The organism is Leclercia sp. GLN_9 (genome assembly GCF_043105735.1).
Classification (GTDB): domain Bacteria; phylum Pseudomonadota; class Gammaproteobacteria; order Enterobacterales; family Enterobacteriaceae; genus Enterobacter; species Enterobacter adecarboxylatus.
Map to the genome: position 1 here is coordinate 169,146 of NZ_JBICLV010000004.1, position 26,173 is coordinate 195,318.

Sequence of the window (26,173 nt, forward strand, 5' to 3'; positions counted from 1 at the left end):
CGCTATGGATACGATTCACTACATGATTGATAACTGGGGTTATCTCTGCACCCTGACGCTGCAACATCTGTGGCTGGTGGCGCTGGCTGTAGGCCTGGCGATCATTATCGGCGTGCCGCTGGGCATTCTGATTGTACGCCACAAATGGCTGGCGACCCCGGTGCTGGGCATTGCCACCATCGTACTGACCATCCCATCCATTGCGCTGTTTGGTCTGATGATCCCGCTCTTTTCGCTGATCGGTCAGGGTATTGGTGCCCTGCCCGCGATTACCGCGGTATTTCTCTACTCGCTGCTGCCGATTGTGCGTAACACCCACACCGCACTCGACAGCCTGCCGCCCGGCCTGCGTGAGGCGGGACGTGGCATCGGCATGACCTTCTGGCAACGTCTGCGCTGGGTAGAGATTCCCATGGCGCTGCCAGTGATTTTCGGCGGGATCCGTACCGCCGTGGTGATGAACATCGGCGTGATGGCGATTGCCGCCGTTATCGGCGCGGGCGGTCTGGGTCTGTTGCTGCTTAACGGCATCGGCGGAAGTGATATTCGTATGTTGATTGCCGGTGCGCTGATGATTTGTCTTTTAGCGATTGTGCTCGACTGGTTACTGCACCGTCTGCAGATCGTACTGACTCCAAAGGGGATTCGATAATGATAAAACTGGAAAACCTCACCAAACAATTTTCACAGAAGCAGGGCCAGACATTTAAGGCCGTAGACAACGTTAACCTGAACGTACCCGAAGGGGAAATGTGCGTCCTGCTCGGACCGTCCGGCTGCGGCAAGACGACTACCCTGAAGATGATTAACCGTCTGATTACTCCGAGCAGCGGGAAGATCCTGATTAACGGTCAGGACACCAGCGACATGGATACCGTCACCCTGCGTCGTAACATCGGCTACGTGATCCAGCAGATTGGTCTGTTCCCGAACATGACTATCGAAGAGAACATCACCGTGGTGCCGCGGATGCTGGGCTGGGACAAAGCGCGCTGTAAAACCCGCGCTGAAGAGCTGATGGATATGGTGGCGATGGACCCGCATAAGTTCCTCAACCGCTACCCACGTGAAATGTCCGGCGGTCAGCAGCAGCGTATCGGCGTGATCCGCGCCCTGGCGGCGGATCCTCCGGTACTGCTGATGGATGAGCCCTTCGGTGCAGTCGACCCAATTAACCGCGAGGTGATCCAGAACCAGTTCCTCGAGATGCAGCGCAAGCTGAAAAAGACCGTGATGCTGGTGAGCCATGATATCGACGAGGCGCTGAAGCTCGGCGACCGCATCGCCGTCTTCCGCCAGGGGAAAATCGTCCAGTGCGCCAGCCCGGACGAACTGCTGGCGAAACCGGCGAATGAGTTTGTCGGTTCGTTCGTCGGCCAGGACCGCACCCTTAAGCGTCTGCTGCTGGTCTCGGCGGGCGATGTGACTGACCAACAGCCGACGATCACCGTTCGCCCGGCCACCCCGCTGCCGGAGGCCTTCGCCACGATGGATGATAACGACATTCGCGCGGTCACCGTGGTGGACGAAAACGGTAAGCCGCTGGGCTTTGTGAAACGTCGCGAGGCGCGTCATGCCAGCGGCACCTGCGCCGATCTGATCCACCCGTTCCGTATGACCGGCAAGGCCGAAGACAACCTGCGCGTGGTGCTCTCCCGTCTGTACGAGAGCAACACCAGCTGGATGCCAATTGTCGATGAAGACGGACGCTATAACGGCGAGATTTCGCAGGACTATATTGCGGAATATCTCAGTTCCGGCCGCACCCGCCGGGCGCTGAATATTCATAGCGAGAGTTAATGTTCTAAGCCGGGCACTGCCCGGCTCTTTACGTTGCTAACCCCACGATTTCCCCCCACAATATTGTATCTTTCCTGTTTACGTGTACCCCATGCATCGACTCCATGCTTACCCGGACATCCGCGCGATGTTTCGCCGACTGCTGATTGCCACCGTTACCGGCGTGCTGGCAGCGCTGGCCGTGGCGCTGTTTCGTCACGCCATGTATTGGCTGGAGTGGCTGCTCCTGAGTAATGAAAGCGGCAGCCTGGTGAATGCCGCCAGCAGCCTCTCCCCCTGGCGACGTGCCCTGACTCCCGCCCTTGGCGGGCTGGCGGCCGGACTGTTGCTCTGGGTCTGGCAGCGGATCAACGCGCAGCGCCCTCATGCTCCCACCGACTATATGGAGGCCCTGGAAACGGGCGACGGACAGTTTGACTATGGTGCCAGTCTGGTGAAATCCCTGGCATCGTTACTGGTGGTCGCCAGCGGCAGCGCCATTGGCCGTGAAGGGGCGATGATCCTGATGGCCGCTCTCGCCGCCTCGTTTTTTGCCCAACGCTTTACGCCGAAATCCGAGTGGAAGCTGTGGATCGCCTGTGGTGCCGCCGCCGGGATGGCGAGCGCGTACCATGCGCCCTTAGCCGGCAGCCTGTTTATAGCCGAGATCTTGTTCGGCACCCTGATGCTGGCGTCGCTTGGGCCGGTGGTGATTGCCGCGGTGGTTGCGCTCCTCACTACCCGCCTGCTCAGCCCCGGTGCCAGCACGCTGTATGAGGTGCATCTCAGCGAAACGCTGACCGGGGTGGATTATTCCCTGATGGTCGGCATGGGTCTGCTGGCGGGGGTCTGCGGCCCGGCGCTGATGTGGCTGATGACCTTCACTCACGCCCTGTTCCTGCGCCTTCGGCTTTCCCCGCCGTGGCAGCTGGCATTGGGCGGGCTGATCGTCGGGCTGTTGTCACTGCTAACGCCTAAAGTGTGGGGCAATGGCTACAGCGTGGTGCAGGCGTTTCTGCTCGCGCCGCCGCTGCTGTCGGTAATTGCGGGGGTATTTATCTGTAAGCTGCTGGCGGTACTGGCCAGCAGTGGTTCGGGAGCGCCAGGCGGGGTATTTACGCCAACGCTGTTTGTCGGCATGGCGACCGGGATGCTGTTTGCTCAGATCTTTATGCTGTGGTTGCCCGGTTCTGAAACCGCGATTTTGCTGGGGCTGGCGGGGATGGCAACGCTGCTTGCCGCCACGACGCACGCGCCGATCATGTCGGCGCTGATGGTCTGTGAAATGACCGGGCAGTATCTGCTGCTGCCCGGCTTGCTGATTGCCTGCGTGGTGGCGTCGGTGCTGTCGCGAACGTTACGCCACGACTCGATCTACGGACAACACACTGCCGAGAGTCGAGAGGTCGATGTAGTGCGCTAGATCGCGCTGCTCTGCGCGCGGCAGATAGGGCAACTCGCCGACCAGCGGACCCGGCAGCTTTTTACTCAACACCTCAATAATTTCAGCATAGTGGGCCAGGCCCGGATTGATACGGTTTGCCACCCAGCCCACCAGCGGCAGGCCGTCATTGGCGATAGCCTGTGCCGTCAGCAGGGCGTGGTTGATACAGCCTTCCTGAATGCCCACCACCATCAGCACCGGCAGTTGCTCCTGCACTACCCACTCTGATAACGGACGCAAATCATTCATCAGGCTGCGCCAGCCGCCAGTTCCTTCAACCACCACGTGGTCGACCTGATCGCTCAGGCTGGCCAGCCTGTTCGACAACAGGGTGTAATTCACCAGCCCGCTGTGCGCCACGCTGCTCTCATCTTCACTGAGGGCAATGGGGTTTACCGCATGGTAAGGCAGTTCGAGAGAGGAGACGCTTTGTAAAACCAGCGCATCTTTATTGCGCAATCCCTCTGGCGTCTCTTTACTCCCTTTTGCTACCGGTTTGTACCCTGCGACGCGCTTTCCGCTTGCCATCAAGGCTTGCAGCAAGGCGCGGGACACCACCGTCTTGCCGACAGAAGTATCAGTACCCGTTACAAAGAAACGCTTAAGCATCACTAACTCCACCGTTATGCTTTGGAAATATAAATCAAGGAAATAATTCAGTGGAGGAAGTCTAAGGCATGCGCTATCCGCTCAGTTTGAGATAGCGCAATTTTTAGTAAGACTTTAAGGATTGTTAACCCTGCAGCAGGCGGATCAGCAGGGAGCCGTTATACATCGCATCTTTCACCAGCGCCGCACCGGCCATCGTCCCCTGATTGGTAAACTGGGTGCTCTCCACCACGATATGTTTACTGTAGGCTGGCAGGGACTGCTGGCGAATTGAGTCGGCGATCGCCGGGAAGAGGACCCCTGCCGCCTGGCTCAATGGCGAACCGATCAGGATTTTTTGCGGATTGAAGAGGTTAACCATAATGGCAATGATGCGCCCGACGTTCGTGCCAACGCCGGTAATGATGTCTTTCGCCAGCAGGTCGCCCTGCTGGGCGGCCGCGCAAAGCGACTCCACCGTCAAGGGTTGACCGTGCAGGGTTGAACTCATCGACTGGCCGAGCCGCAGCTGGGCCAGCTCCAGCACACTGTCCACGCTGGCAATGGTCTCCAGACAGCCGTGGTTACCACAGTAACAGCGTTTGCCGTAGGGATCGACCTGGGTGTGGCCAATCTCCACCAGGCTGCTGCTCCCGGCGTGCAACAGACGACCATCGGTTATCACTCCGGCACCGACGTTGTGGTCGATGACCACCTGAATCACGTCCCGCGCACCACGCGACGCGCCGAACAGGGCCTCGGCCATCGTCCATGCGCTAATATCATGCTGAATATAGACCGGCACGCCGGTATGGTTCTTCAGCACCTCGCCCAGCGGCATCTCTTTCACGTCATCGTAGAACGGCATCCGGTGGACGATACCATTTTCGGTATCAATGATACCCGGCATGGTGATCGCGATGGCGGTGAGACGCTCCAACTTCTGCTGGTGATGAATAAAGAACCGATCGATAAGCGCAGTGATCCGCACCTCAAGCGGCTGCTCGGCTTTCAGCTCCAGCGGCAGTTGCTCTTCCACCACCAGCTTGCTGCTGAGATCGCGCAATGCAAGGTAGATTTCACCCCGGCTGATGCGCAACGAGAGGTAGTGCCAGGCTTCGGTTTCCACCACCAGCCCCACCGCCGGACGGCCGCGGCTGCCCGGCTCCTGAATTTCCGTCTCCTGCACCAGATGCGCTTCGAGCATTTCTCGTACGATCTTGGTGATACTGGCAGGTGCCAGTTGCGCAAGGCGGGAAAGATCGATGCGCGAGACCGGCCCAAGCTGATCAATCAGGCGATATACCGCACCCGCATTGGTCTGCTTAATCTGATCGATATGCCCAGGCTGACTATCAGCAACCACCACGTACTCCCTTATTTTCGAGCTTCGAAATAAACTGTGGGCTATGGTGAAGCACTTCTACAGTAATCGTCAAATTTTTACTTAGCCTTGTGATTTACAGCACATTTTTACCCGCTTTTTTTGCGGCTCAGCCGCCTGATGAGGCGTCGATCAGCAGTTTTTTGAAACGTTGTGCCGCGGCGCTAAGCTCATGATGCTTCGACCACACCAGCCACATCTCTGACACCGCGTCCGGTTCGGCTATCGCCACCCAACGCATCTCGTTCAGCTGGAGTCGCTTAAACGAGGCCGGCAGAATCGACACGCCCAGCCCCGCTGCCACCAGCCCGATAATAGTCATCGCCTCGCCCACCTCCTGAGTGATGACCGGCGTGACCCCGTAGCGACGCAGCAATCCCAGAATGTCGTCATACAATCCGGTACCTACCCGCGGATCAAAAAAGACAAACGGCTCCTGGGCCAGCTCCGTGAGAGAAACCACAGCCTTTGCCGCCAGGGGGTGATCCCGATGAATCATCGCCAGCAGCGGCTCCCGCAGCACCTGCTGCCATGCCAGGGTATCCGGCAGTTGGGTATTACGCATCAGACCAAGATCGAGAGAGCCTTCGCTCAGCGGAACGATCTGCTCCCGAGTGTTGATCTCCCGGGTCTGGATATGGACATCCGGTGAGAGGCGGCGAAACGTCGAGAGCGTATGCGAGATGGCGCGAATAAAGGGCGCAGAGGAGGTAAAGCCAAGACGTAGCTCTCCGGTTTCGCCATGGTGCAGCCGTTCCGCCCGGGCTGCCGCCTCGTCCACCAGGCCCAGGATCTGACGGCTGTCGGCCAGAAATTGACGTCCTGCCTCCGTCAGCCCCACGCTGCGGTTGGTACGTGCCAGCAGACGCGCCCCCACCTGCTGCTCCAGCGCCTGAATTTGCTGACTCAGCGGCGGCTGGGAGATATTCAGCCGCGCCGCCGCGCGACCAAAATGCAGCTCCTCAGCAACGGCCACAAAGTAGCGCAGATGACGCAGTTCAATATTCATATTTTTAACGTATCATTTGAGATTATTAATATATTAGACAGAATATTTACATTTTCCTACCCTGATCCTTGTGGTCATACCCGTCACCAGAAATCACGGGGATGTTGAAGCAAGGAACTTACGTGAGTCGTACAACAACGGCTGATATCGCCCCGACAGATGATATCGATCTCTTACCCACCCAACCGCGGCCGGTCCAGTTCATCAAGCGCGGTACCCCGCAGTTTATGCGCGTCACCCTGGCGCTCTTCTCCGCCGGACTGGCGACTTTCGCCCTGCTCTACTGCGTGCAGCCGATCCTGCCGGTGTTGTCCCAGGAGTTTGGGGTGACGCCTGCCAGCAGCAGTATTTCGCTCTCGATTTCCACCGGGATGCTGGCGATTGGCCTACTCTTTACCGGCCCGCTGTCAGACGCCATCGGGCGTAAACCGGTGATGGTCACCGCTCTGCTGCTGGCCTCGGTCTGTACGTTGCTGTCCACGATGATGACCAGCTGGCACGGAATTTTGATCATGCGCGCGCTGATCGGCCTTTCTCTCAGCGGCGTGGCGGCAGTGGGTATGACCTACCTCAGCGAGGAGATCCACCCCAGCTTTGTCGCCTTCTCAATGGGGCTTTATATCAGCGGTAACTCCATTGGCGGGATGAGCGGACGACTCCTGAGCGGGGTCTTCACCGACTTTTTCAACTGGCGGATTGCGCTGGCCGCGATCGGCTGTTTTGCGCTGGCCTCAGCACTGATGTTCTGGAAAATTCTGCCGGAATCGCGCCACTTTCGCCCTACCGCTTTACGGCCAAAAACGCTGCTGATTAACTTCCGCCTGCACTGGCGCGATCGCGGCCTGCCCCTGCTGTTCCTGACCGGTTTTCTGTTGATGGGGTCGTTTGTTACCCTGTTTAACTACATCGGCTACCGGCTAATGCTTTCGCCCTGGCATTTAAGCCAGGCGCTGGTTGGCCTGCTGTCGGTGGCTTATCTCACCGGTACATGGAGTTCGCCAAAAGCCGGGGCGATGACCACCCGCTTTGGCCGTGGCCCGGTGATGCTGGCCTCGACGGGTATCATGCTGGCAGGCGTGCTGATGACCCTGTTCGCTAACCTGGGGGTGATTTTCGCCGGGATGCTGCTCTTCTCCGCGGGCTTTTTTGCCGCCCATTCGGTCGCCAGCAGCTGGATCGGCCCGCGCGCCCGCCGCGCCAAAGGCCAGGCATCATCGTTATATCTGTTCAGCTACTACCTGGGTTCCAGCATCGCCGGGACGCTGGGTGGCGTCTTCTGGCATCAGTACGGCTGGAACGGCGTGGGAGGATTTATCGCGTTGATGCTGTGCGGGGCGCTGCTGGTGGGTGTTAACCTGCATAAACGGTTACATTAATGTTGCGTGGCCTCGTGTTTCGCTTCACTGGATGGTACTTTTAACCATCAGTTGATGCAGACACGAGGTCTTAATGGAAAAGAATAATTATCAGCAACTCACCCGTACCTTCCAGCGTCTCTCCCGCTTCTCTCACCTCTCCGCCATTGCCAGTTGGGACATGTTTACCATGATGCCCGCAGGCGGCAGTGCCGCGCGAGGCGAAGCGCTGGCAGAGTTGAGCGTCCTGCAACACCAAATCCTGACCGATACAAAGGTGGCCGACTGGCTGCGTAATGCCGAAAGCGAAGATCTGAATGACGTCGAACAGGCCAACCTGCGGGAGATGACCCGCCACTACCAGCAGGCCGCGCTGCTGCCGGAGTCGCTGGTGGAAGCCAAATCCCTGGCGGGCAGTAAATGCGAGCATGCCTGGCGCACCCAGCGTCCAGCGAATGACTGGCAGGGCTTTGCTGTCAACCTGAAAGAGGTGGTGAAGCTGAGCCGGGAAGAGGCCCGCCTGCGTGCCGACGCCAAAGGCTGCACCCCTTACGATGCGCTGCTGGATATTTTTGAGCCGGATATGACCAGCGCCCGGCTGGACGACCTGTTTGGCGATCTCAAATCCTGGCTGCCGGGCCTGCTGAATCAGGTTGTCGAGAAGCAGGCGCAGCAGTCATTTGTGCCGCCACAGGGGCCATTCCCGACGGCAATTCAGCGCGAGCTGGGACTGGAGGCGATGAAGACCCTCGGGTTTGACTTTAACGCCGGTCGTCTGGACGTCAGCGCTCACCCGTTCTGTGGCGGCGTGCCGGAAGACGTGCGCATTACCACCCGTTACGACGAAGACGAGCTGCTCAGCGCCCTGTTTGGGGTGATCCATGAAACCGGACACGCCCGCTATGAGCAGAACCTGCCGCGCAACTGGCTCGGACAGCCTATCGCCCTGGCCCGCTCTACCGCTATCCATGAGTCACAAAGCCTGTTCTTTGAGATGCAACTTGGGCGTAGCACGGCGTTTCTCAACCATCTTCTCCCCGCGGTGCATGAGCGCTTCGGCAGCCAGGCGGCCTTCTCGCCGGAGAACTTTGTCGCCTGGAACCAGCGCGTCAAGCCCGGCTATATCCGTGTGGATGCGGACGAAGTCAGCTATCCGGCGCACGTGGTGCTGCGCTACGAGATTGAGCGGGCGCTGATCAACGGTGACATTGAAGTCGACGACATTCCCGCGCTGTGGGACGAAAAGATGCAGGCGTGGCTGGGCTTATCCACCAAAGATAACTACCGCAACGGCTGTATGCAGGACATCCACTGGACAGATGGCGGCTTTGGTTACTTCCCGTCCTACACACTCGGAGCGATGTATGCCGCTCAGCTGTTCGCTGCTGCTAAAAAAGCCCTGCCTGGGCTGGATGCCGCCATCGCCGTCGGGGACTTCAGCGCCCTGTTCGACTGGCTGCGCCAGAACATCTGGCAACACGGCAGCCGTTTCACCACCGCCCAGTTGATTGAGCAGGCCACCGGAGAAGATCTCAACAGCCGTTACTTCCGCGATCATCTCACCTCGCGTTATCTGTAACCCTCCGCGCCGGGTATCGTACCCGGCGCTGTACAATCCGTTACACGTCGTCACCAATCACTCACGGAAGCCCCGTAATTTCAGGGATATAGTTCTTTCAACGGCCCCGCAGTGGGGTTAAATGAAAAAACCAATTCGAGGGTAGGATGATGAATAAAGTATTAGCTCTGGTTGTTGCCGCTGCAATGGGTCTCTCTTCTGCTGCATTCGCTGCTGACACCGTCGCCAACACCGCTGCACCGGCAGCCACCGCGACTACCACCACCGCAGCGCCGGCTGCGAAGACTGTGCACCACAAAAAACACAAAAAAGCGGCCGTGCAGAAAGCGCAGGCTGCGAAAAAGCACCATAAAAAAGCAGTGAAAAAAGAAGAAGCAGCGCCGGTTGCCCAGAAAGCGCAGGCAGCCAAAAAGGTTCATAAAAAAGAAGTGAAAAAAGCGGAAGCGGCACCGGTTGCCCAGAAAGCTCAGGCAGCCAAAAAACACCACAAAAAAGCCGTTAAACACCAGGCTGCGACCCCTGCAGCGCAACCCGCTGCGTAAGCCTGCTTACCTTAACGTGCCCTGACGGGCACGTTGGTCCCGGCGCTGAACCGGCAAGGTTCCAGCGCCGTTTTTCTGTGCGGAGGGCGTTATGTTTCAGCGCTATCGGTTTGAGTTGATTCTTACCACGCTTATTTTATGCGCTCTTATTGCGAGTATGTTTTATATTTCCTGAGTGTAGCACGCTGATTTTACTCCCACTTTCGCGCGGTCCCGTCTATAGTTAATAAGCAGGGTTCATATTTAATAATCATAATTATCCCCCTTCAGAGTGTGATATGCGTAAATCTGTTGTGGTTGTACTGGGAACGTTTTTTCTCTTTTCTGGGCTGAGTCATGCGGACGAAGGCAGCAACGACGCTGCGAACCTCAAAAAAGAGGTACAAACGCTGTTTTTTGGTCATGACGACCGTACGCGTGTCACCGATCCTACCCACTCTCCGTGGGATGCCATTGGCCAGCTGGAAACCGCCAGCGGGAATCTGTGTACCGCGACCCTCATTACCCCCCAGCTGGCGCTGACCGCCGGCCACTGTCTGTTGGTGCCACCAAATGGTAAACCCGATACCGCCGTTGCCCTGCGCTTTGTCTCGTTAAAAGGCAGCTGGCGCTATGAGATCCACGGCATTGAAGGACGCGTCCCCGCATCTCTGGGACGTCGGCTGAAAGCCGATGGCGACGGCTGGATCGTACCGCCATCTGCTGCCTCGTGGGATTTTGGTCTGGTGGTGCTGCGCAATCCGCCATCGGGGATCACGCCGCTGCCGCTGTTTACCGGTGACAAAGATGCCCTTACCGCCGCGCTGAAAGCGGCTGACCGTAAGGTGAACCAGGCGGGTTACCCGGAAGATCATCTCGACGTGCTCTATACCCATCAGGACTGCATTGTTACCGGCTGGGCGCAAACTGGCGTGCTGTCGCATCAGTGCGATACCCTGCCCGGCGACAGCGGCTCGCCGCTGATGTTAAAAACCGCCGATGGCTGGCAGGTTATCGGGGTACAAAGCTCGGCTCCGGCTGCGAAAGATCGCTGGCGGGCCGATAACCGCGCCCTGTCCATTACCGGCTTTCGTGACAAGCTGGAAGAGCTGGCCCGGCAGTGATCTAACACTGCCGCTTCTGGCGTAACGCCATAATCTCTTTTATCGGCATCGGCTGGCTGTACCAGAAGCCCTGCAACTGATCGCAGCCCGCCAGCCGCAGCATTTTCATCTGCTTCTCGTTCTCCACCCCTTCGGCCACCACGGTCATCCCGAGGGCGCTGGCAATGCGCACGGTGCCGCTGACCAGGGCCGAAGCCTGTTCGTCATGATCCACCAGCCCGGCCAGGGATTTGTCGATTTTGAGGGTGTCGAAGTTAAAGCGGCGTAGATAGCCGATGCTTGAGTAGCCGGTGCCAAAATCATCCAGCGCCACGGCGATCCCCTGGGCTTTAAGGTTGCTGATGGCTGAACGGGCGCGCTCGGGATTTTCCAGAACGTAGGTTTCTGTGACTTCCAGCTGCAGGCGCGTGGCCGGGAAACGGCTGATTGCCAGCGCCCCTTCGACTTTGGCTTCGAATTCCGGGTCGCGAAACTGCGCAGGTGAGATATTGACCGACAGTTTTAAATCCGCGAAAGGCTCCAGATCCTGACAGGCCCGGCGCAATACGAACTGCCCCAGGCCGTAAATCAGGCCGCTGGTTTCTGCGATGTTGATAAATGCATCTGGCGGCAGCGGCCCCTCCGGGCGACGCGGCCAGCGAACCAGCGCCTCCACGCTGACCATTTTCTGGCTACGCGCATCGATGATCGGTTGATACCAGACGTCAAACTCCTCGCGCTCAAGGCCGCTGCGGATCTGGCTCTCAATCGCCACCTGACGCTCACGCGCGCTGTTCAGCTCCGTATCGTAGTGCGTCACCCGCCCTTTGCCGGTGGTTTTGGAGTGGTACATGGCGATATCGGCGCGACGGAACAGCTCTGAGCTGGTGCACTCCACAAGGCTGCCGCTGGCAATGCCGATGCTGGCGCCAATATGGATGGTGCGCTCCCCGATGCGGATGGCATTATGCAGATAATCGAGAACAAAGCCCGCAAACGCCGAGGCCAGCGCTTCGGCGTTGTCACCGCCAATGGTCATCGCAAACTCATCGCCGCCCATGCGGGCCAGCATGCCGTCCTTCGGTACGTTGTCGCGTAACGCGCCAGCAATGATGACGATCAGCTCATCGCCCACCTCATGCCCGTAGATATCATTCACGTCTTTAAAGCCGTCGAGGTCGATAAAGACCACGCTTTTACGATCGGTATCGCCGCGCAGGCCTACCCGCTCCAGCTCTTCAATCAGCGCCCGGCGGTTAGGTAAATGACTCAGCCAGTCGGTGCGGGCCACCGTTCGCGCAAGATTTTCCCCACGCGCCAGTTTATACAGCCCCACGCAGCTGAAAAGAATGAACAGCAAAATCAGCGCCAGGATGAACAGTACAATGCGGGTGATGTCCAGCGAGGCGGCTTTCGCCGCAGCCGCCCCCGGTAGCCGTGGCTTCCAGGAAAGATACCCCAGCACCTCGCCTGAAGCGCTTTTTAGCGGGACGCTCATGTCGTTGACCTGCTCTGAAGTGAGACTCAAATCGTCGATCTGAAAAGTGTCCCCCAGTTCACGCAAAATTTGTGGATTGAGGTGGCGAGTGATAACCAAAAAGCGGCGGGTATTATCCGCCACCTGAAGGCTTCCAACCGTCGGCCGGATCAGGCCGATGCCCACAAAGGCAATCCCCGCGCGGGTGCGGGTGACGCCGGTGAAGATGTTTTTATCCGTTTTCAGGGCGTTGGCGTGCATCTGGATCAGCGACGTCAGGCCTTCGCCAAAAAAATCGAGGTTCTTTTCCGTAAAGGGCTGGCTTCTGAACGATCCCCACAGCACCCGGAAACGTTCGTCGAGTACAAAGGTGCCGTCGTAAAGGTTATTCACCTTATAGCCTGCTCCCCAGGTGTTGTAGAGCCAGTCCACATCCAGCGCCGGGCGATACGCTTCGCGCACCGCGTCATCCCAGACGGCATTATCAATCACCAGCGACCAGACCCGGTTAATCGAGGTCTGCACGGCGCCCTGTACGGAGAGAGCCGTGCGCTGTTCGTCGATTTCATTGGCTTTACTGCTGATGAGGTTCAGGGAGAGGTAAAGCAGGGTCATTATCGAGAAGATTAAGCCCAGCCCTGCCATAAAAATCATGACAAAAAGGTTTTTTGCAGAAGGGATCTTACGCCAGCTTAAAGGGGTATGCATTCATTCTTCGTCCTTTTCAAAGCCCTCAGTCTAAGCGTAATACACGAGTTGAATTTCGCTGCCTGTAATGACAGGCAGCAAGATTATCAGGCCAGTTTTATCATAATCATCCCGGCGAGAAGCAGAAGCAGGCCAATCCATCCTTTTCTATTCAGCCGTTGACCAAACAGGATCCATCCCGCCGCCAGGGTTGCCGCGATGCCAAACCCGCCCCACAGCGCATAGGCCACCGACAGATCTATACCTTTAACCGCCTGCGACAGGGCGCTGAACGCGCCGAGAACCGCTGCAATCGACAGCAGGCCGTACACTTTGCGGCGAAAACCGTCGGAGAACTTCAGCAAAACGTTAGCGGCAATTTCCAGTACGATCGCCAGCGCCAGCCAGGCACCATGAACCCACTCAAACTGTTGCATGGTTCGCCTCCTTACGCTGTTTTACCGGTTTTCGGGTGCCGGATTTAATAAATATTATGCCCGCCACCAGCGTCGTCAGACCGGCCAGTTTCATCAGCGACAGCGACTCATCAAACAATAAAACGCTAAAAAGGGTAATTAAGAAAATACCTACCCCTTCCCATAATGCATACGCCACGCCTAATGCGATTTTTTTAACCGCAAAAGACAAGAAAATATAGGACAGCGTAATCATTGACAGCATTAAAATATAGCCGGTGTGACCACCGCTGAGGCTGGCCCATTTCATTGACAGCGTGCCGGTTATTTCAGCAACGATAGCCAGGGCTAAGAGGATCCAGTAAAACATGTTTTTCTCCTGCTTGAGAATATAATCCTTCGCGGCTCGCCATAGATGGCAGCCGGGTAAAAACGAATGAATTTTTGGCCGGACGCAAAGCGCCAGCTCAGGCAGAGAGAGGGTCTACAGCGCGTTGCGCCAGTGCTGCTCGCCAGACGGCAGGCAAAAAGAGGAGAGTAATGCAGAGAGGTTTGAAAAATGCGTCCTGAACAGATTGTCCATAAAATTACAATTATCTGCGGTGTTGCTTCTCGTCAGTGCAGATGAAAATTGTCTCCGGTAGTTAAACACAGCTGATTTTTACCATAAGCCAGGAATTTACTCAAAGCCTTTTCATTTCTTTACCCTCACTGTTTGTGTTTGGTTAATTTTCTCATCGCGCCGCATCGGTAGAATAAATAAAAAGGACAGGATCAGGAGCCAGTATGGCCAAACCCATTATTACCCTCAACGGATTAAAAATAGTCATCATGCTCGGCATGCTGGTGATTGTGCTGACGGGGATCCGCGTTGCGGCGGATATTATTGTGCCCTTTATTCTGGCACTGTTTATCGCCGTGGTGCTGCATCCGCTGGTGCGGCGACTGGTGCGCCTGCGTCTCCCTCGGGTGCTGGCGATCACCCTGCCGATCCTGCTTATCGGGGTCGCCATGGCATTGCTGGTGGCCTATCTGGGCACTTCACTGAATGAGCTGGCGCGCACCCTGCCACATTACCGTTCTTCTCTGGCCGTGCCTTTGCTGCATCTTGAACCCTGGCTACAGCGGGCCGGGATAGAAGTGTCGATGGAGGAGCTGCTGAAGTATATCGACCCCAATGCGGCCATGACGCTGGTGACAGCCCTGCTGGCGCAGCTCTCCAGCGCCATGACCGCCATCTTTTTACTGCTGCTTACCGTGGTATTTATGCTGCTGGAGGTGCCGCAACTGCCAGCAAAGCTCCAGCCGCTGATGTCCCGCCCGGTGGAGGGGATGGCGGCGATCCAGCGCGCCCTCGACAGCGTTTCGCACTATCTGGTGCTGAAGACCGCCATCAGTCTGGTGACCGGGCTGGTGGTCTGGGGGATGCTGGCGGCACTGGAGGTTCGGTTCGCCTTTGTCTGGGCGCTGCTGGCCTTTGCCCTGAACTATATCCCTAACATCGGATCGGTGCTGGCCGCTATCCCCCCGATCGCGCAGGTGCTGGTATTCAGCGGCTTTTACCCGGCCCTGGTACTGCTGGCGGGGTATCTGATCATCAACCTGATCTTTGGCAACATTCTGGAGCCTCGCTTGATGGGACGTGGGCTGGGCCTCTCTACGCTGGTGGTGTTTTTGTCGCTGATCTTCTGGGGCTGGCTGTTGGGGCCGGTGGGGATGCTGCTGTCGGTGCCCCTGACCATTATCGTGAAAATTGCGCTGGAGCAGACTCACGGCGGTAAAACCATTGCGCTGCTGCTCAGTGATATGAGCAAGGCAAGCTAAGGGTTAAGCCCGGTAAAATCCAGCAGCGGCTTATGGGTTCGCCCCGCCTGTCGGTAGTCGGCCAGTGCCGACTGCCAGTTGTTAAACGGCAGTAGCCGGGCGTCGCTGTACTGGCTCTCTGCCAACAGGGGCCAGATTTCGGTAAACGCCGCCTGCCATGCCTGCGGGCTAAAGCTATCGAAAGTGTTGCGGATATGGAACCAGTGCATCGGCGGAAAGTGACGTTGTAACGCGAAGGGCTGGCCTGAAAGCAGACCGTAGCAGATAAACTGCCCGCTGTTGCGCATCGCGCTGAGGAGGGTCAGCGCCAGTTCTCCACCCGTGGCATCAAAGACGATATCGCTGGCCGCAGCGACGGCGCGCACGGTATCGCTCTCCTGTTGCGCAATCGGGACGATCCCCATCGCCCGCAGCCGGTCTGCATGGACCGCTGAACGGTGGATGCCATACACCTCCGTGGCCCCTCGCCGCTGCGCCCACTGCCCCAGCAGAATGGCACAGTCCGATCCGGCCGCCGTCAGGAGCACCCGTTTACCCTGCACAGGATACAGGTTGAGCATCAGCCAGGCCGCCAGCGGGTTGATGAACGCCCGCGCCGCCAGGGGGGTCTCAATGGTAGCGGGGACCGGGATCGCCAGCCCCGCCGGGCAATCGACTATTTGCTGCCAGGTACCTTCGCCGCGCAAGGGCAATACCCGCTGACCCAGCAAAGAGGCGGCATCGTCCGGGGCGGCAATCACCCGTCCCACGCCTTCATATCCGGCGATGGCGGGCAAGGTAATACGATGCCGGTAGGCCCCGGTGATGGGGATCAGATCCGAGGCGTTAACCGGCGAAAGCAGCATCTGCACCCGGAGCATTCCCGGCTGCAGCGGTGCTTTAGCCGCAGTCTCCTGCTGCAATACAGATTCAGGCTCACCAAACTGGCGGTAGCATAAGGCGGTGTTATCCATGATTTAGCGGCTGCGTTTTGCCAGTCGCTCACGGGTTTCGAGCTTCGCTTCGCTGGATTTGCGCAGCGCAACATAACAGGCACCGCTGCCGCCGTGGTGCGGCTGGGCCACACAAAAGGCCTGCACTGCCTCGAACTCCGTCAGCCAGCGCGCCAGATAGCTGCGCACAATATTGGCATGGGACTTATCGTCTCGTCCCTTGCCGTGAATGATGATCAGATTACGTAAGCCGTCGCGCTCAGCCTGGCGGATAAAGGTATACAGCTGCTGGCGGCACTGCTCAACGGGCTGACGCAATAAGGTCAGGCTCGCCTGGCGGGGATATTTACCTAAGCGCAGCTTATCAATTACCCCGAGCTGCACCCCTTCCCGCCGGAACGCCAGCGGCTCTGCCAGGGGTATCACATCCAGAAAGCCGGTGGTGAGAAAGTTATCCAGCTGGCTGGTGTCCACAGGCTGGCGGGTGCGCGGGGTTGAGGCGGGCTGCCAGTGGACGTCGGCACAGCGTCTGAGCGGCTGAACATCCTCCATCGCGTCGAGAAAAAGCGATTTATCTTCTGGGTTCATGACATCCTCCTGCTTGACTGACAGAGTACTATACCTGCCCCTGTCATGTGGCTCAATGCGGCGCTGCAACTCCCGTTGATTATTTAAAAAAGTATAATCAATTCAGTTAATTTAATTGATAATTCATTCGCTCTAAAATTAAATTTTATTTTACGTTAACATTATGACTTACATTAAATTTTTTTGATCCTGTTACGTTAGTTCCTTTATTTATGCCGAAAAGATGTTATATATGAAGTTATCTGCAGAACGGAAATAATAAGCAGAGATGCATGTGGAGCAATGCTGTGTGTACTGTGGAGTCTGTTGGATGTCGACCGGCTCCATTTTTTTATCCTTGTACTGTCTAATAAATAACCTGCCGGGCGTGACGTCTGAATTGTGTGATTAATGAAGTGGTCAGCGGCGTCTGACGAGAATCCCTTCTTTGTATAAGGTAATAGGTCGCTTTCGGTAATGGCTCTTTCACCGCCAACATTACAAGCCTGTTAGCCAGCAACGGGTCACAGCCCAGCTCCTGCGGCAGAATACTGAGAAAATCGCTCTGCGCAACCAGGCTAATACAGGACGAAAATGTTTCACATACCACACCAATACGGGGAATCTGATCCCGGTGGGAAAACATCTCTTCCAGCTGCTTATAATAACTGCCGCGCGGCGTAGGCATTGTCCAACTGTATTTCAACAATTCATTAATAGAATCAGCCTCTATTGCCGGATGGCCTGCCCGACAAAATATCGCAAAAGGCTTCTCAAACAATTTTTCGAACGTGAATTCATGATCATATGGCCCCTGATAATAGGTATTGATCGTAAAATCAAGTTCCCCCTGGCGTAATTCATTAATCATCGATACTAATTGCCCTTCCATAATACGCACCTTGACCTGCGGGTGCTGTTGATGGAAACGGGAAATGACCGCCGGCATTAACAGGCGGGCAATGCTGGCCCCCATGCCGATATTAATTTGCCCGGCCAGCTGCCCCTGACGCTGGCGAATATCGTCCTGCGCGCTGCGTAACTCTTCAAGGATCAGCCGGGCATGCTGATAAAAACTCTCCCCGCACTCGGTTAAGGTCACCCCTTTGCTGCGGCGAATAAACAGCTGCGCCGCGATGCCCTCTTCCAGCTCTTTAATGGATTTGGTTAACGCCGGTTGCGACAGGTTTAACACCCGACCCGCCCCACGAATGCTCCCCTGTTGGGCGACCTCCACAAAGGCCCGCAGCTGATGAATTTTTACCTGGAATGTCATGTCTGCACCGATAACCGTTGTTTATCAGAGTAAAGAAACTGTCATCTACTGTAATGGAATTGATTGTGCCAGGGTAAGCCACGAACGGTTAAATCTGTGAAAAATCGGTTAGTGATAAGTAAAAACTATCACAGTGTGAAGGAGTTCACATATTCTAATGATGACAGGAAACGATATGCATACACTGGCGCAGGACCTGCAAACCCTCTTCCCGCAACTCACCGCCTGGCGACGCGATTTCCATCACTATGCGGAATCAGGTTGGGTGGAGTTCCGCACCGCGGCAAAAGTTGCAGAGATACTGGAGCAGTTGGGCTACGACCTGGCGATGGGCCGCGATGTGGTCGATGCTGACAGCCGGATGGGTCTGCCCGACGAGGCGACCCTGGCTCAGGCCTTTGCCCGCGCCCGACAGCAAGGCGCGCCGGAAAAATGGCTCAGCGCCTTTGAGGGCGGGTTTACCGGCATTGTCGCCACGCTGAATACCGGCCGTCCGGGGCCGACCCTTGCGTTTCGGGTCGATATGGACGCGCTCGATCTGGATGAATCCTCTCAGGATGACCATCTCCCTGCCCGGGAAGGCTTTGCCTCCTGCAACAGCGGCATGATGCATGCCTGCGCTCACGACGGCCACACCACCATCGGCCTCGGGCTGGCGCACCTGCTGATGCAGCACCGCGCAGAGCTAAACGGCACGATCAAACTTATCTTCCAGCCTGCTGAAGAAGGCACTCGCGGTGCCAGGGCGATGGTTGCCGCGGGCGCGCTCGACGGTGTGGACTACTTCACTGCTATCCACATCGGCACCGGTGTGCCTGCGGGTACCGTGATCTGCGGCAGCGATAACTTTATGGCCACCACCAAATTTGACGTGCGCTTCACCGGCGTGGCGGCACACGCGGGCGGCAAACCCGAAGAGGGGCGTAACGCTCTGCTGGCCGCCGCTCAGGCCGCCATTGGCCTGCACAGCATCGCCCCGCACAGCGAAGGGGCGTCGCGGGTGAACGTCGGCGTGATGCAGGCAGGCAGCGGCCGTAACGTTGTTCCCGCCAGCGCATTGCTGAAGGTAGAGACCCGCGGTGAGAGCGAAGCCATTAACCAGTACGTATTTGAACGGGCGAAAGCGGTGATCGATGGCGCGGCGGCGATGTACGGCGTCAGCACCGAGCTGCGTCTGATGGGCGCGGCGACCTCCAGCGTCCCGTCACCGGCGTGGGTGAACTATCTGCGGGAGCAAGCGGCGCAGGTAGCGGGCGTAGAGAAAGCCATCGACAAGGTTAAAGCCCCTGCCGGTTCGGAGGATGCCACCCTGATGATGGCCCGGGTCCAGCAGAACGGCGGCCTCGCCTCCTATATGGTGTTTGGCACCACCCTCAGCGCCGGACACCACAACGAAAAATTCGATTTCGACGAGACGGTGATGCTGATCGCTATCGAAACCCTGGCGCGTACCGCGCTTAACTTCCCCTGGACGCGAGGTGTGTAATGCAGCGCATTTACCGTTTTGTTGAAGATGCCATCGAGACCCGATGTGAGCACTTCACCGCCATTGCCGACGAGATCTGGGATCACCCGGAGACCCGCTTTGAAGAGTTCTGGTCCGCGGAGCGGCTGGCCGGCGCGCTGGAAGAGGCCGGATTTACCCTGACCCGCGAGGCCGGTGGTGTGCCGAACGCCTTTATTGCCAGCTACGGCGAAGGGAAACCGGTGATTGCGCTTTTGGGGGAGTACGATGCTCTGGCAGGCTTAAGCCAGCAGGCACATTGCGCCACCCCGCAAACCGATACTCCGGGTGCCAACGGCCACGGCTGCGGTCATAACCTGCTCGGCACCGCCGCCCTGGCGGGTGCCGTGGCGGTGAAGAGCTGGCTGGAGCAGCACGGCGGCGGCGGCACGGTGCGCTTTTATGGCTGCCCCGGTGAAGAGGGCGGCTCGGGTAAAACCTTTATGGTCCGCGAAGGGCTGTTCGACGACGTGGACGCCGCCGTCACCTGGCACCCCGAAGCCTTCGCCGGGATGTTTAACGTCAGCACCTTAGCCAATATCCAGGCGGCGTGGCGTTTTCACGGCACCGCAGCCCATGCCGCCAACTCCCCGCATCTGGGACGCAGCGCGCTGGACGCGGTTACCCTCATGACCACCGGCACTAACTTCCTGAATGAACATATTATTGAAAAAGCCCGCGTTCACTACGCCATCACCGATACCGGCGGCATCTCTCCGAACGTCGTGCAGGCTCAGGCAGAAGTGCTGTATCTGATCCGCGCCCCGGAAATGGCCGATGCCCGGCAGATCTACGAGCGCATCGAAAAGATTGCCCAGGGCGCAGCGCTGATGACGGAAACCACCGTCGAACATCGCTTTGAAAAAGCCTGTTCCAGCTACCTGCCGAACCGCACCCTGGAGGCCGCCATGTATAGCGCCCTTCAGCATTACGGGACCCCGGCGTGGAGCGATGAGGAGCGTGCGTTTGCGGCGGAGATCCGCGCCACGCTGACCGACAACGATCTACAAAACAGCCTGAAAAATATCGCTGCCTCCGGGGGTGACGCTGGCAAGCAGTTTGCCCGTCGGCATCAGAATACTCTGCTGGTGGATGAGGTGGCGCCGTATGCCATCACCGACAACGTACTGGCAGGCTCTACCGACGTGGGTGACGTTAGCTGGAAAATGCCGGTCGCCCAGTGTTTCAGCCCCTGCTTTACCGTGGGTACGCCACTGCATACCTGGCAGCTGGTGGCGCAAGGACGCACCTCCATCGCCCATAAAGGGATGCTGCTGGCTGGCAAGGTGATGGGTGCAACTGCGCTGGCGCTGCTGCAGGACCCGGCCCTGCTGACCGCCTGCCGCGAGGAGTTTACTCAACAGATAAATGAAAAACCGTACGTCTGCCCGATCCCAGAAAACGTGACACCGTCACCTTTAAAATAATAAAACATAACACAACAACACTCTCGAGGAACGCCCATGAGTATGTCATCCATACCTTCGCATTCCCCATCCGGCAAGCTCTATGGTTGGGTTGAAAGGATCGGCAATAAAGTGCCGCACCCTTTCCTGCTGTTCGTCTATTTGATTGTGATCCTGGCCGCGGCCACCGCTATATTGTCGGCATTTAACGTCAGCGCACGTAATCCGGCCGATGGCAGCATGGTCGTGGTCAAAAACCTGCTTAGCATCGAAGGTCTGCATTGGTTTTTACCGAATGTGATCAAAAACTTCAGCGGCTTTGCCCCGCTGGGGGCGATCCTGGCCCTGGTCCTGGGTGCCGGTCTGGCCGAACGTTCCGGCCTGCTACCTGCCCTGATGGTGAAAATGGCGTCCCACGTCAGCGCGCGTTACGCCAGCTATATGGTGCTGTTTATCGCCTTTTTCAGCCATATCTCTTCTGATGCCGCCCTGGTGATCATGCCGCCGATGGGGGCGCTGATCTTCCTCGCCGTTGGACGTCATCCGGTAGCAGGGCTGCTGGCAGCTATCGCCGGGGTTGGCTGTGGTTTTACCGCCAACCTGCTGATTGTTACCACCGACGTGCTGCTCTCCGGGATTAGCACCGAAGCGGCCAAAACCCTCGATGCTGCGATGCACGTCAGCGTGATCGACAACTGGTACTTTATGGCCAGCTCAGTGATTGTGCTGACGATTGTCGGGGGGCTGATCACCGACAGAATCGTTGAGCCGCGTCTGGGCAAGTGGCAGGGCAGCAGCGACGAGAAGCTGGATGCCTTATCGCCGGAGCAGCGCCGTGGGTTGCGCGTGGCCGGGGTCGTGTCGTTGCTTTTTATCGCCGTCATTGCCCTGATGGTGGTGCCGGATAACGGCATCCTGCGCGATCCGGTGAAGCACACCGTACTGCCCTCGCCGTTTATCAAAGGCATCGTGCCGCTGATCATTCTCTTCTTCTTCGTTGTATCGCTGGCCTACGGCATTGCCACCGGGAAAGTGCGCCGTCAGGGGGATCTACCCCAGCTGATGATCGAACCGATGAAAGAGATGGCCGGGTTTATCGTGATGGTGTTCCCGCTGGCGCAGTTTGTCGCCATGTTCAACTGGAGCAACATGGGTAAATTTATGGCGGTGGGCCTGACGGATCTGCTGGAAACCGCCGGGCTAAGCGGCGTGCCCGCTTTCGTCGGTCTGGCGCTGCTCTCCTCGCTGCTGTGCATGTTTATCGCCAGCGGGTCAGCCATCTGGTCGATTCTGGCGCCTATCTTTGTGCCCATGTTCATGCTGCTGGGTTTCCACCCGGCGTTTGCGCAGATCCTGTTCCGCGTGGCGGATTCGTCGGTGATCCCCTTGGCTCCGGTGTCGCCGTTCGTACCGCTGTTCTTAGGCTTCCTCCAGCGCTATAAGCCCGAGGCGAAACTGGGTACCTACTATTCGCTGGTGCTGCCGTATCCGCTTATCTTTTTAGGAGTATGGTTGCTCATGCTGGTGGCATGGTATCTTGTCGGCCTGCCTATTGGGCCGGGAGTCTACCCGCGACTGAACTAAGGAAGAGCCTATGCTGAGATTACTCGAAGATAAAATTGCCACCCCTCTGGGGCCGCTATGGGTGATTGCCGATGAGCAATTTAACCTGCGTGCCGTTGAGTGGGAGGAGCACAGCAACCGGATGGTGGAGCTGCTCAATATCCATTACCGGGCGCAGGGCTACGAGCGAATCAGCGCCAGTAATCCGGGTGGGCTTAGCGATAAGCTGACCGCCTGGTTCGAGGGCGATCTCAGCATTATTGATACTCTGCCCACCGCCACGGCCGGCACGCCTTTTCAGCGTGAAGTGTGGGCAGCGTTGCGTTCCATTCCCTGCGGCCAGGTGATGCATTACGGCCAGCTGGCGGCTCAACTGGGTCGCCCAGGCGCAGCGCGCGCCGTGGGTGCGGCAAATGGCTCAAATCCGGTCAGTATTGTGGTGCCCTGCCACCGCGTAATTGGCCGTAATGGCACCCTGACGGGGTACGCGGGCGGGGTTCAGCGCAAGGAGTGGTTACTGCGTCACGAAGGGTATTTATTGCTGTAGTTCCAGGCTTTTAGTGCTTAATTTTCCTTTAGTTAGTGATAAAAACCGCAGCTAATTTGTGGAATTTCAAGAAGATGCTGGCGCTTTCACGTTTCTTGTCCTGATTGATGGTTTACCAGGCTTACGCAGGGTCCAAAAAGATGTTAAAATTGACCAATATCAATTAAGGCTTGAGCAAACCTATGATCCCGGAAAAGCGAATTATTCGACGCATTCAGTCTGGCGGTTGTGCTATCCATTGTCAGGACTGCAGCATCAGCCAGCTCTGTATTCCGTTTACCCTGAATGAGCATGAGCTTGATCAGCTTGATAATATTATCGAGCGTAAAAAGCCGATTCAGAAAGGGCAGACGCTGTTTAAAGCGGGAGACGAACTGAAATCGTTGTACGCTATCCGCTCTGGCACTATCAAGAGCTATACCATCACCGAACAGGGGGACGAGCAGATTACCGGCTTCCACCTGGCGGGCGATCTGGTGGGCTTTGATGCGATCGGCACCGGTAACCACCCGAGCTTTGCTCAGGCGCTGGAAACCTCAATGGTTTGCGAAATCCCGTTCGAAACCCTGGACGATCTGTCAGGCAAAATGCCTAACCTGCGTCAGCAGATGATGCGTCTGATGAGCGGTGAGATCAAAGGCGACCAGGATATGATCCTGCTGCTGTCCAAAAAGAATGCTGAAGAGCGTCTGGCGGCCTTTATCTATAATCTGTCCCGCCGTTTCGCCGAGCGTGGTTTTTCACCGCGTGAGTTCCGTCTGACCATGACCCGTGGCGACATCGGTAACTATCTGGGTCTGACCGTGGAAACCATCAGCCGTTTGCTGGGTCGTTTCCAGAAAAGCGGTATGCTGGCGGTAAAAGGCAAATATATCACCATCGAAAACGGTGAAGCGCTGGCGGTACTGGCAGGCCACTCCCGTAACGTGGCATAACCTCCTCTGCTTTCTCTGCCAGATCGATAATTTTACGCATTTATTGATCTGGCAAAACTTCCCCCCTGTTTCATTTCAAATATATAGGTTACTCTTTTAATTACAGTCTGTGGTGACAGTAGTAAGGAGACCTGTATGGCAAAGTATCAAAACATGCTGGTGGCCATCGATCCTAATCAGGACGATCAACCGGCGTTAAGACGAGCTGTCTATTTACATCAACGGATTGGTGGCAGAATTAAAGCGTTTCTGCCGATATATGACTTCTCTTACGAAATGACCACCCTTCTGTCGCCTGACGAACGCACCGCTATGCGTCAGGGAGTGATCAGCCAGCGTACCGCCTGGATCCGCGAACAGGCAAAATTCTATCTTGAAGCCGGTGTCCCCATTGAGATCAAAGTGGTGTGGCATAACCGTCCGTTCGAAGCCATCATCCAGGAAGTGGTGAGTGGCCAACACGACCTGTTGCTGAAGATGGCCCACCAGCACGACAAGCTGGAAGCGGTGATCTTCACCCCGACCGACTGGCACCTGCTGCGTAAATGTCCGTGTCCGGTCTGGATGGTAAAAGACCAGCCGTGGCCGGAAGGTGGTAAAGCGGTAGTGGCGGTGAATCTCGCCAGCGAAGAGAACTACCACAACGCCCTGAACGAAAAGCTGGTGAAAGAGACGCTCCATCTTGCCGAGCAGGTCAACCATACCGAAGTCCACCTTGTCGGTGCCTACCCGATTACTCCCATCAACATTGCTATCGAACTGCCGGAGTTTGATCCGAGCGTGTATAACGACGCCATTCGCGGTCAGCATCTGCTGGCGATGAAAGCGCTGCGGCAAAAATTCGGTATTGATGAGAAGTTAACCCATGTCGAGAAAGGGCTGCCTGAAGAGGTGATCCCCGATTTATCAGAGCATTTGCAGGCGGGGATTGTGGTGCTGGGCACCATCGGCCGGACCGGCCTCTCTGCTGCGTTCCTCGGCAACACGGCGGAACAGGTCATCGACCACCTGCGCTGTGACCTGCTGGTCATTAAGCCGGATCAGTATCAAACCCCGGTTGAGTTGGATGACGACGAAGACGATTAACAGTAAAAAAGCCCGCCGTAACGGCGGGCTTTTTTTTAGCTCTCGGTAACGGGCTGAGGTGACTGTTGCGCGCCCTCGCCCTCCTTCATCCAGGGCGCATGAAGAACCATGCTCGGCAAGGCCAGTTTTACCCCCTCATCATTCAGGCTCTCCAGAATACGGATGTTGATCTCCTGCTGGATATCCATGTACTTGTTGTAATCCGCCGTGTTGACGATATGCACCACTTCGAAGGTGAGCCTGTCCTTATCGAAACCCAGCAAATGGGCGCGGTCGAAGCGCGTTTCACCAATATCCGTGATGATCTTTTTCACGTTGTCGCCAATGACCCTTAACTTTTCAGGCGGCGTATCGCTGGCCACGCCAAAGGTGAAGACGATACGACGGGTCTGCATTCGCTTGTAGTTATGCAGCGTTTGCTGGAGCAGGATCGCATTACCACACACAATCTGTTCCCCGCTCAGGCTGCGAATACGTGTCGTCTTAAGGCCGATATGCTCCACCGTCCCGGCCACGTCGTTAAAGACCACAAAATCCCCGATTTCAAAGGGCTTGTCGAAACCAATCGAGAGCGAGGCGAAAACGTCGCTGAGAATGGTCTGTACCGCCAGCGCGATGGCAATCCCCCCGACCCCCAGGCTTGCCACCAGCGCGGTGATGTTGACGCCAGCGTTGGCGAGAATCGACAGCAGCATCACAGACCAGACAATCGCCCGCAGGATCAGCCCGGTGATCACCAGGGTAACGGGATTCTTATGGCTTCCCGGCGTAAGCATGACGTGCCGTAGCCAGGAGACCACCCCCTGATCCATCCACAGCGCCACCTGAATCGCCAGCACCAGGAACCAGGCATGGCTCAGCGCGCCGTAGAGCCGATCCGGCAGTTCGACAAAGCGCAGACTGAACAGAAAAGCGACCACAAACAGCAGGATCCGGCTGGTTCTGTTCAGCATTTCCGTGAGGACAAAATGCATCTTGTGGGTGGCGGGATGTTTGTCACCCCAGTTAGTGATGCCCTTATGGACAAAGGTGATGAGGCGTTTCAGTAGCCAGTAGATTAGTAGGGTTACCACCGTCACAGTAGCAAAGCCAATCCAGAATCTGGGGGTCATCATTAACGTCAAAAAGTCGAAACGTGACAAGTACTGCATTCTCCCTCCTCCCTTTACGCAAAAAAAGAAAGTATAGACA

At 57.0% G+C, this 26,173-nt stretch carries 24 protein-coding genes; 14 read left to right on the top strand and 10 right to left on the bottom strand.

Annotated elements, in window-relative coordinates; genetic code table 11:
- Positions 1-4 precede the first annotated feature (4 nt).
- The 3 genes from osmW to clcB all read left to right on the top strand — a co-directional run bounded on the left by osmW (position 5) and on the right by clcB (position 3,202).
- Entirely contained in the window at positions 5-652 is a 648-nt protein-coding gene (gene osmW / locus ACF8PE_RS00850) for an osmoprotectant ABC transporter permease OsmW (RefSeq protein WP_032617899.1), read from the top strand.
- A complete protein-coding gene (gene osmV / locus ACF8PE_RS00855) occupies positions 652-1,800 on the top strand; it encodes an osmoprotectant ABC transporter ATP-binding protein OsmV (RefSeq protein ID WP_059308032.1) in 1,149 nt (382 codons plus the stop codon). The genes osmW and osmV overlap by 1 nt, the downstream gene beginning before the upstream one ends.
- 91 nt (positions 1,801-1,891) lie before the next feature.
- Positions 1,892-3,202 (top strand): voltage-gated ClC-type chloride channel ClcB, encoded by a 1,311-nt coding sequence (clcB, locus tag ACF8PE_RS00860; protein WP_392494284.1) that lies wholly within the window; start codon positions 1,892-1,894, stop codon positions 3,200-3,202.
- On the opposite strand, the gene bioD is transcribed toward clcB, so the two are convergent.
- The 3 genes from bioD to ACF8PE_RS00875 form a co-directional block, all read right to left on the bottom strand.
- Positions 3,137-3,832, bottom strand: a complete 696-nt coding sequence (bioD, locus tag ACF8PE_RS00865) for a dethiobiotin synthase (RefSeq protein ID WP_392494285.1) — start codon at positions 3,830-3,832, stop codon at positions 3,137-3,139. The two genes, clcB and bioD, sit on opposite strands and share 66 nt — an antisense overlap.
- 124 nt (positions 3,833-3,956) lie before the next feature.
- Complete coding sequence (gene mlc, locus ACF8PE_RS00870; RefSeq protein WP_103793215.1) at positions 3,957-5,177, bottom strand: sugar metabolism global transcriptional regulator Mlc; 1,221 nt, start codon at positions 5,175-5,177, stop codon at positions 3,957-3,959.
- A gap of 127 nt (positions 5,178-5,304) precedes the next feature.
- Entirely contained in the window at positions 5,305-6,204 is a 900-nt protein-coding gene (locus tag ACF8PE_RS00875; RefSeq protein WP_117386196.1) for a LysR family transcriptional regulator, read from the bottom strand.
- Positions 6,205-6,326: 122 nt separating this feature from the next.
- Here ACF8PE_RS00875 and ACF8PE_RS00880 point away from each other — a divergent pair, with 122 nt between their 5' ends.
- The 4 genes from ACF8PE_RS00880 (at position 6,327) to ACF8PE_RS00895 (ending at position 10,783) form a co-directional block, all read left to right on the top strand.
- The gene (locus ACF8PE_RS00880) at positions 6,327-7,580 is read left to right on the top strand and encodes an MFS transporter (RefSeq protein ID WP_032617893.1); all 1,254 of its coding nucleotides are present in this window, start codon (positions 6,327-6,329) and stop codon (positions 7,578-7,580) included.
- Positions 7,581-7,653: 73 nt separating this feature from the next.
- A complete protein-coding gene (locus ACF8PE_RS00885) occupies positions 7,654-9,138 on the top strand; it encodes a carboxypeptidase M32 (protein ID WP_077226684.1) in 1,485 nt (494 codons plus the stop codon).
- Between the two features lie 149 nt (positions 9,139-9,287).
- Positions 9,288-9,680: an acid resistance repetitive basic protein Asr gene (gene asr, locus ACF8PE_RS00890; protein ID WP_032617891.1), complete on the top strand. Its 393-nt coding sequence runs from the start codon at positions 9,288-9,290 to the stop codon at positions 9,678-9,680.
- A gap of 278 nt (positions 9,681-9,958) precedes the next feature.
- Positions 9,959-10,783, top strand: a complete 825-nt coding sequence (locus ACF8PE_RS00895; RefSeq protein ID WP_032617890.1) for a serine protease — start codon at positions 9,959-9,961, stop codon at positions 10,781-10,783.
- 1 nt (position 10,784) lies between these two features.
- Here ACF8PE_RS00895 and ACF8PE_RS00900 read toward each other — a convergent pair whose 3' ends face one another.
- The 3 genes from ACF8PE_RS00900 to mdtJ all read right to left on the bottom strand — a co-directional run bounded on the left by ACF8PE_RS00900 (position 10,785) and on the right by mdtJ (position 13,712).
- Entirely contained in the window at positions 10,785-12,947 is a 2,163-nt protein-coding gene (locus ACF8PE_RS00900; RefSeq protein ID WP_117386194.1) for a bifunctional diguanylate cyclase/phosphodiesterase, read from the bottom strand.
- A gap of 86 nt (positions 12,948-13,033) precedes the next feature.
- Positions 13,034-13,363, bottom strand: coding sequence for a multidrug/spermidine efflux SMR transporter subunit MdtI (gene mdtI, locus ACF8PE_RS00905; protein ID WP_032617889.1), 330 nt, complete (start codon positions 13,361-13,363; stop codon positions 13,034-13,036).
- Positions 13,350-13,712 carry a multidrug/spermidine efflux SMR transporter subunit MdtJ gene (gene mdtJ, locus ACF8PE_RS00910; RefSeq protein ID WP_059308037.1) on the bottom strand — a complete coding sequence of 121 codons (363 nt, stop codon included), beginning with the start codon at positions 13,710-13,712 and terminating at the stop codon, positions 13,350-13,352. The genes mdtI and mdtJ overlap by 14 nt, the downstream gene beginning before the upstream one ends.
- A 416-nt stretch (positions 13,713-14,128) precedes the next feature.
- On the opposite strand from mdtJ, the gene ACF8PE_RS00915 reads away from it, so the two are divergent.
- Positions 14,129-15,166 carry an AI-2E family transporter gene (locus tag ACF8PE_RS00915; protein ID WP_392494290.1) on the top strand — a complete coding sequence of 346 codons (1,038 nt, stop codon included), beginning with the start codon at positions 14,129-14,131 and terminating at the stop codon, positions 15,164-15,166.
- On the opposite strand, the gene ACF8PE_RS00920 is transcribed toward ACF8PE_RS00915, so the two are convergent.
- The 3 genes from ACF8PE_RS00920 to ACF8PE_RS00930 all read right to left on the bottom strand — a co-directional run bounded on the left by ACF8PE_RS00920 (position 15,163) and on the right by ACF8PE_RS00930 (position 17,941).
- Positions 15,163-16,119 (bottom strand): zinc-dependent alcohol dehydrogenase family protein, encoded by a 957-nt coding sequence (locus ACF8PE_RS00920; protein ID WP_392494291.1) that lies wholly within the window; start codon positions 16,117-16,119, stop codon positions 15,163-15,165. The two genes, ACF8PE_RS00915 and ACF8PE_RS00920, sit on opposite strands and share 4 nt — an antisense overlap.
- Before the next feature lie 3 nt (positions 16,120-16,122).
- The gene (smrA, locus tag ACF8PE_RS00925; RefSeq protein WP_032617885.1) at positions 16,123-16,686 is read right to left on the bottom strand and encodes a DNA endonuclease SmrA; all 564 of its coding nucleotides are present in this window, start codon (positions 16,684-16,686) and stop codon (positions 16,123-16,125) included.
- A 346-nt stretch (positions 16,687-17,032) separates the two neighbouring features.
- The gene (locus ACF8PE_RS00930; RefSeq protein WP_059308039.1) at positions 17,033-17,941 is read right to left on the bottom strand and encodes a LysR family transcriptional regulator; all 909 of its coding nucleotides are present in this window, start codon (positions 17,939-17,941) and stop codon (positions 17,033-17,035) included.
- A gap of 175 nt (positions 17,942-18,116) precedes the next feature.
- Here ACF8PE_RS00930 and ACF8PE_RS00935 point away from each other — a divergent pair, with 175 nt between their 5' ends.
- From ACF8PE_RS00935 to uspE, 6 genes are all read left to right on the top strand, one after another.
- Positions 18,117-19,427 (top strand): M20 family metallo-hydrolase, encoded by a 1,311-nt coding sequence (locus ACF8PE_RS00935; protein WP_234549045.1) that lies wholly within the window; start codon positions 18,117-18,119, stop codon positions 19,425-19,427.
- Positions 19,427-20,872 carry a M20 family metallopeptidase gene (locus tag ACF8PE_RS00940; protein WP_059308041.1) on the top strand — a complete coding sequence of 482 codons (1,446 nt, stop codon included), beginning with the start codon at positions 19,427-19,429 and terminating at the stop codon, positions 20,870-20,872. The genes ACF8PE_RS00935 and ACF8PE_RS00940 overlap by 1 nt, the downstream gene beginning before the upstream one ends.
- A 36-nt stretch (positions 20,873-20,908) precedes the next feature.
- Positions 20,909-22,435 (top strand): p-aminobenzoyl-glutamate transporter, encoded by a 1,527-nt coding sequence (abgT, locus tag ACF8PE_RS00945; RefSeq protein WP_032617881.1) that lies wholly within the window; start codon positions 20,909-20,911, stop codon positions 22,433-22,435.
- 10 nt (positions 22,436-22,445) lie between these two features.
- Positions 22,446-22,961, top strand: a complete 516-nt coding sequence (gene ogt, locus ACF8PE_RS00950; RefSeq protein WP_032617880.1) for a methylated-DNA--[protein]-cysteine S-methyltransferase — start codon at positions 22,446-22,448, stop codon at positions 22,959-22,961.
- Between the two features lie 182 nt (positions 22,962-23,143).
- Positions 23,144-23,896, top strand: coding sequence for a fumarate/nitrate reduction transcriptional regulator Fnr (fnr, locus tag ACF8PE_RS00955; RefSeq protein ID WP_032617879.1), 753 nt, complete (start codon positions 23,144-23,146; stop codon positions 23,894-23,896).
- 135 nt (positions 23,897-24,031) lie between these two features.
- Positions 24,032-24,982 carry a universal stress protein UspE gene (gene uspE / locus ACF8PE_RS00960; RefSeq protein ID WP_032617878.1) on the top strand — a complete coding sequence of 317 codons (951 nt, stop codon included), beginning with the start codon at positions 24,032-24,034 and terminating at the stop codon, positions 24,980-24,982.
- Between the two features lie 35 nt (positions 24,983-25,017).
- On the opposite strand, the gene ACF8PE_RS00965 is transcribed toward uspE, so the two are convergent.
- Positions 25,018-26,133 (bottom strand): mechanosensitive ion channel family protein, encoded by a 1,116-nt coding sequence (locus tag ACF8PE_RS00965; protein ID WP_032617877.1) that lies wholly within the window; start codon positions 26,131-26,133, stop codon positions 25,018-25,020.
- Positions 26,134-26,173 lie beyond the last annotated feature (40 nt).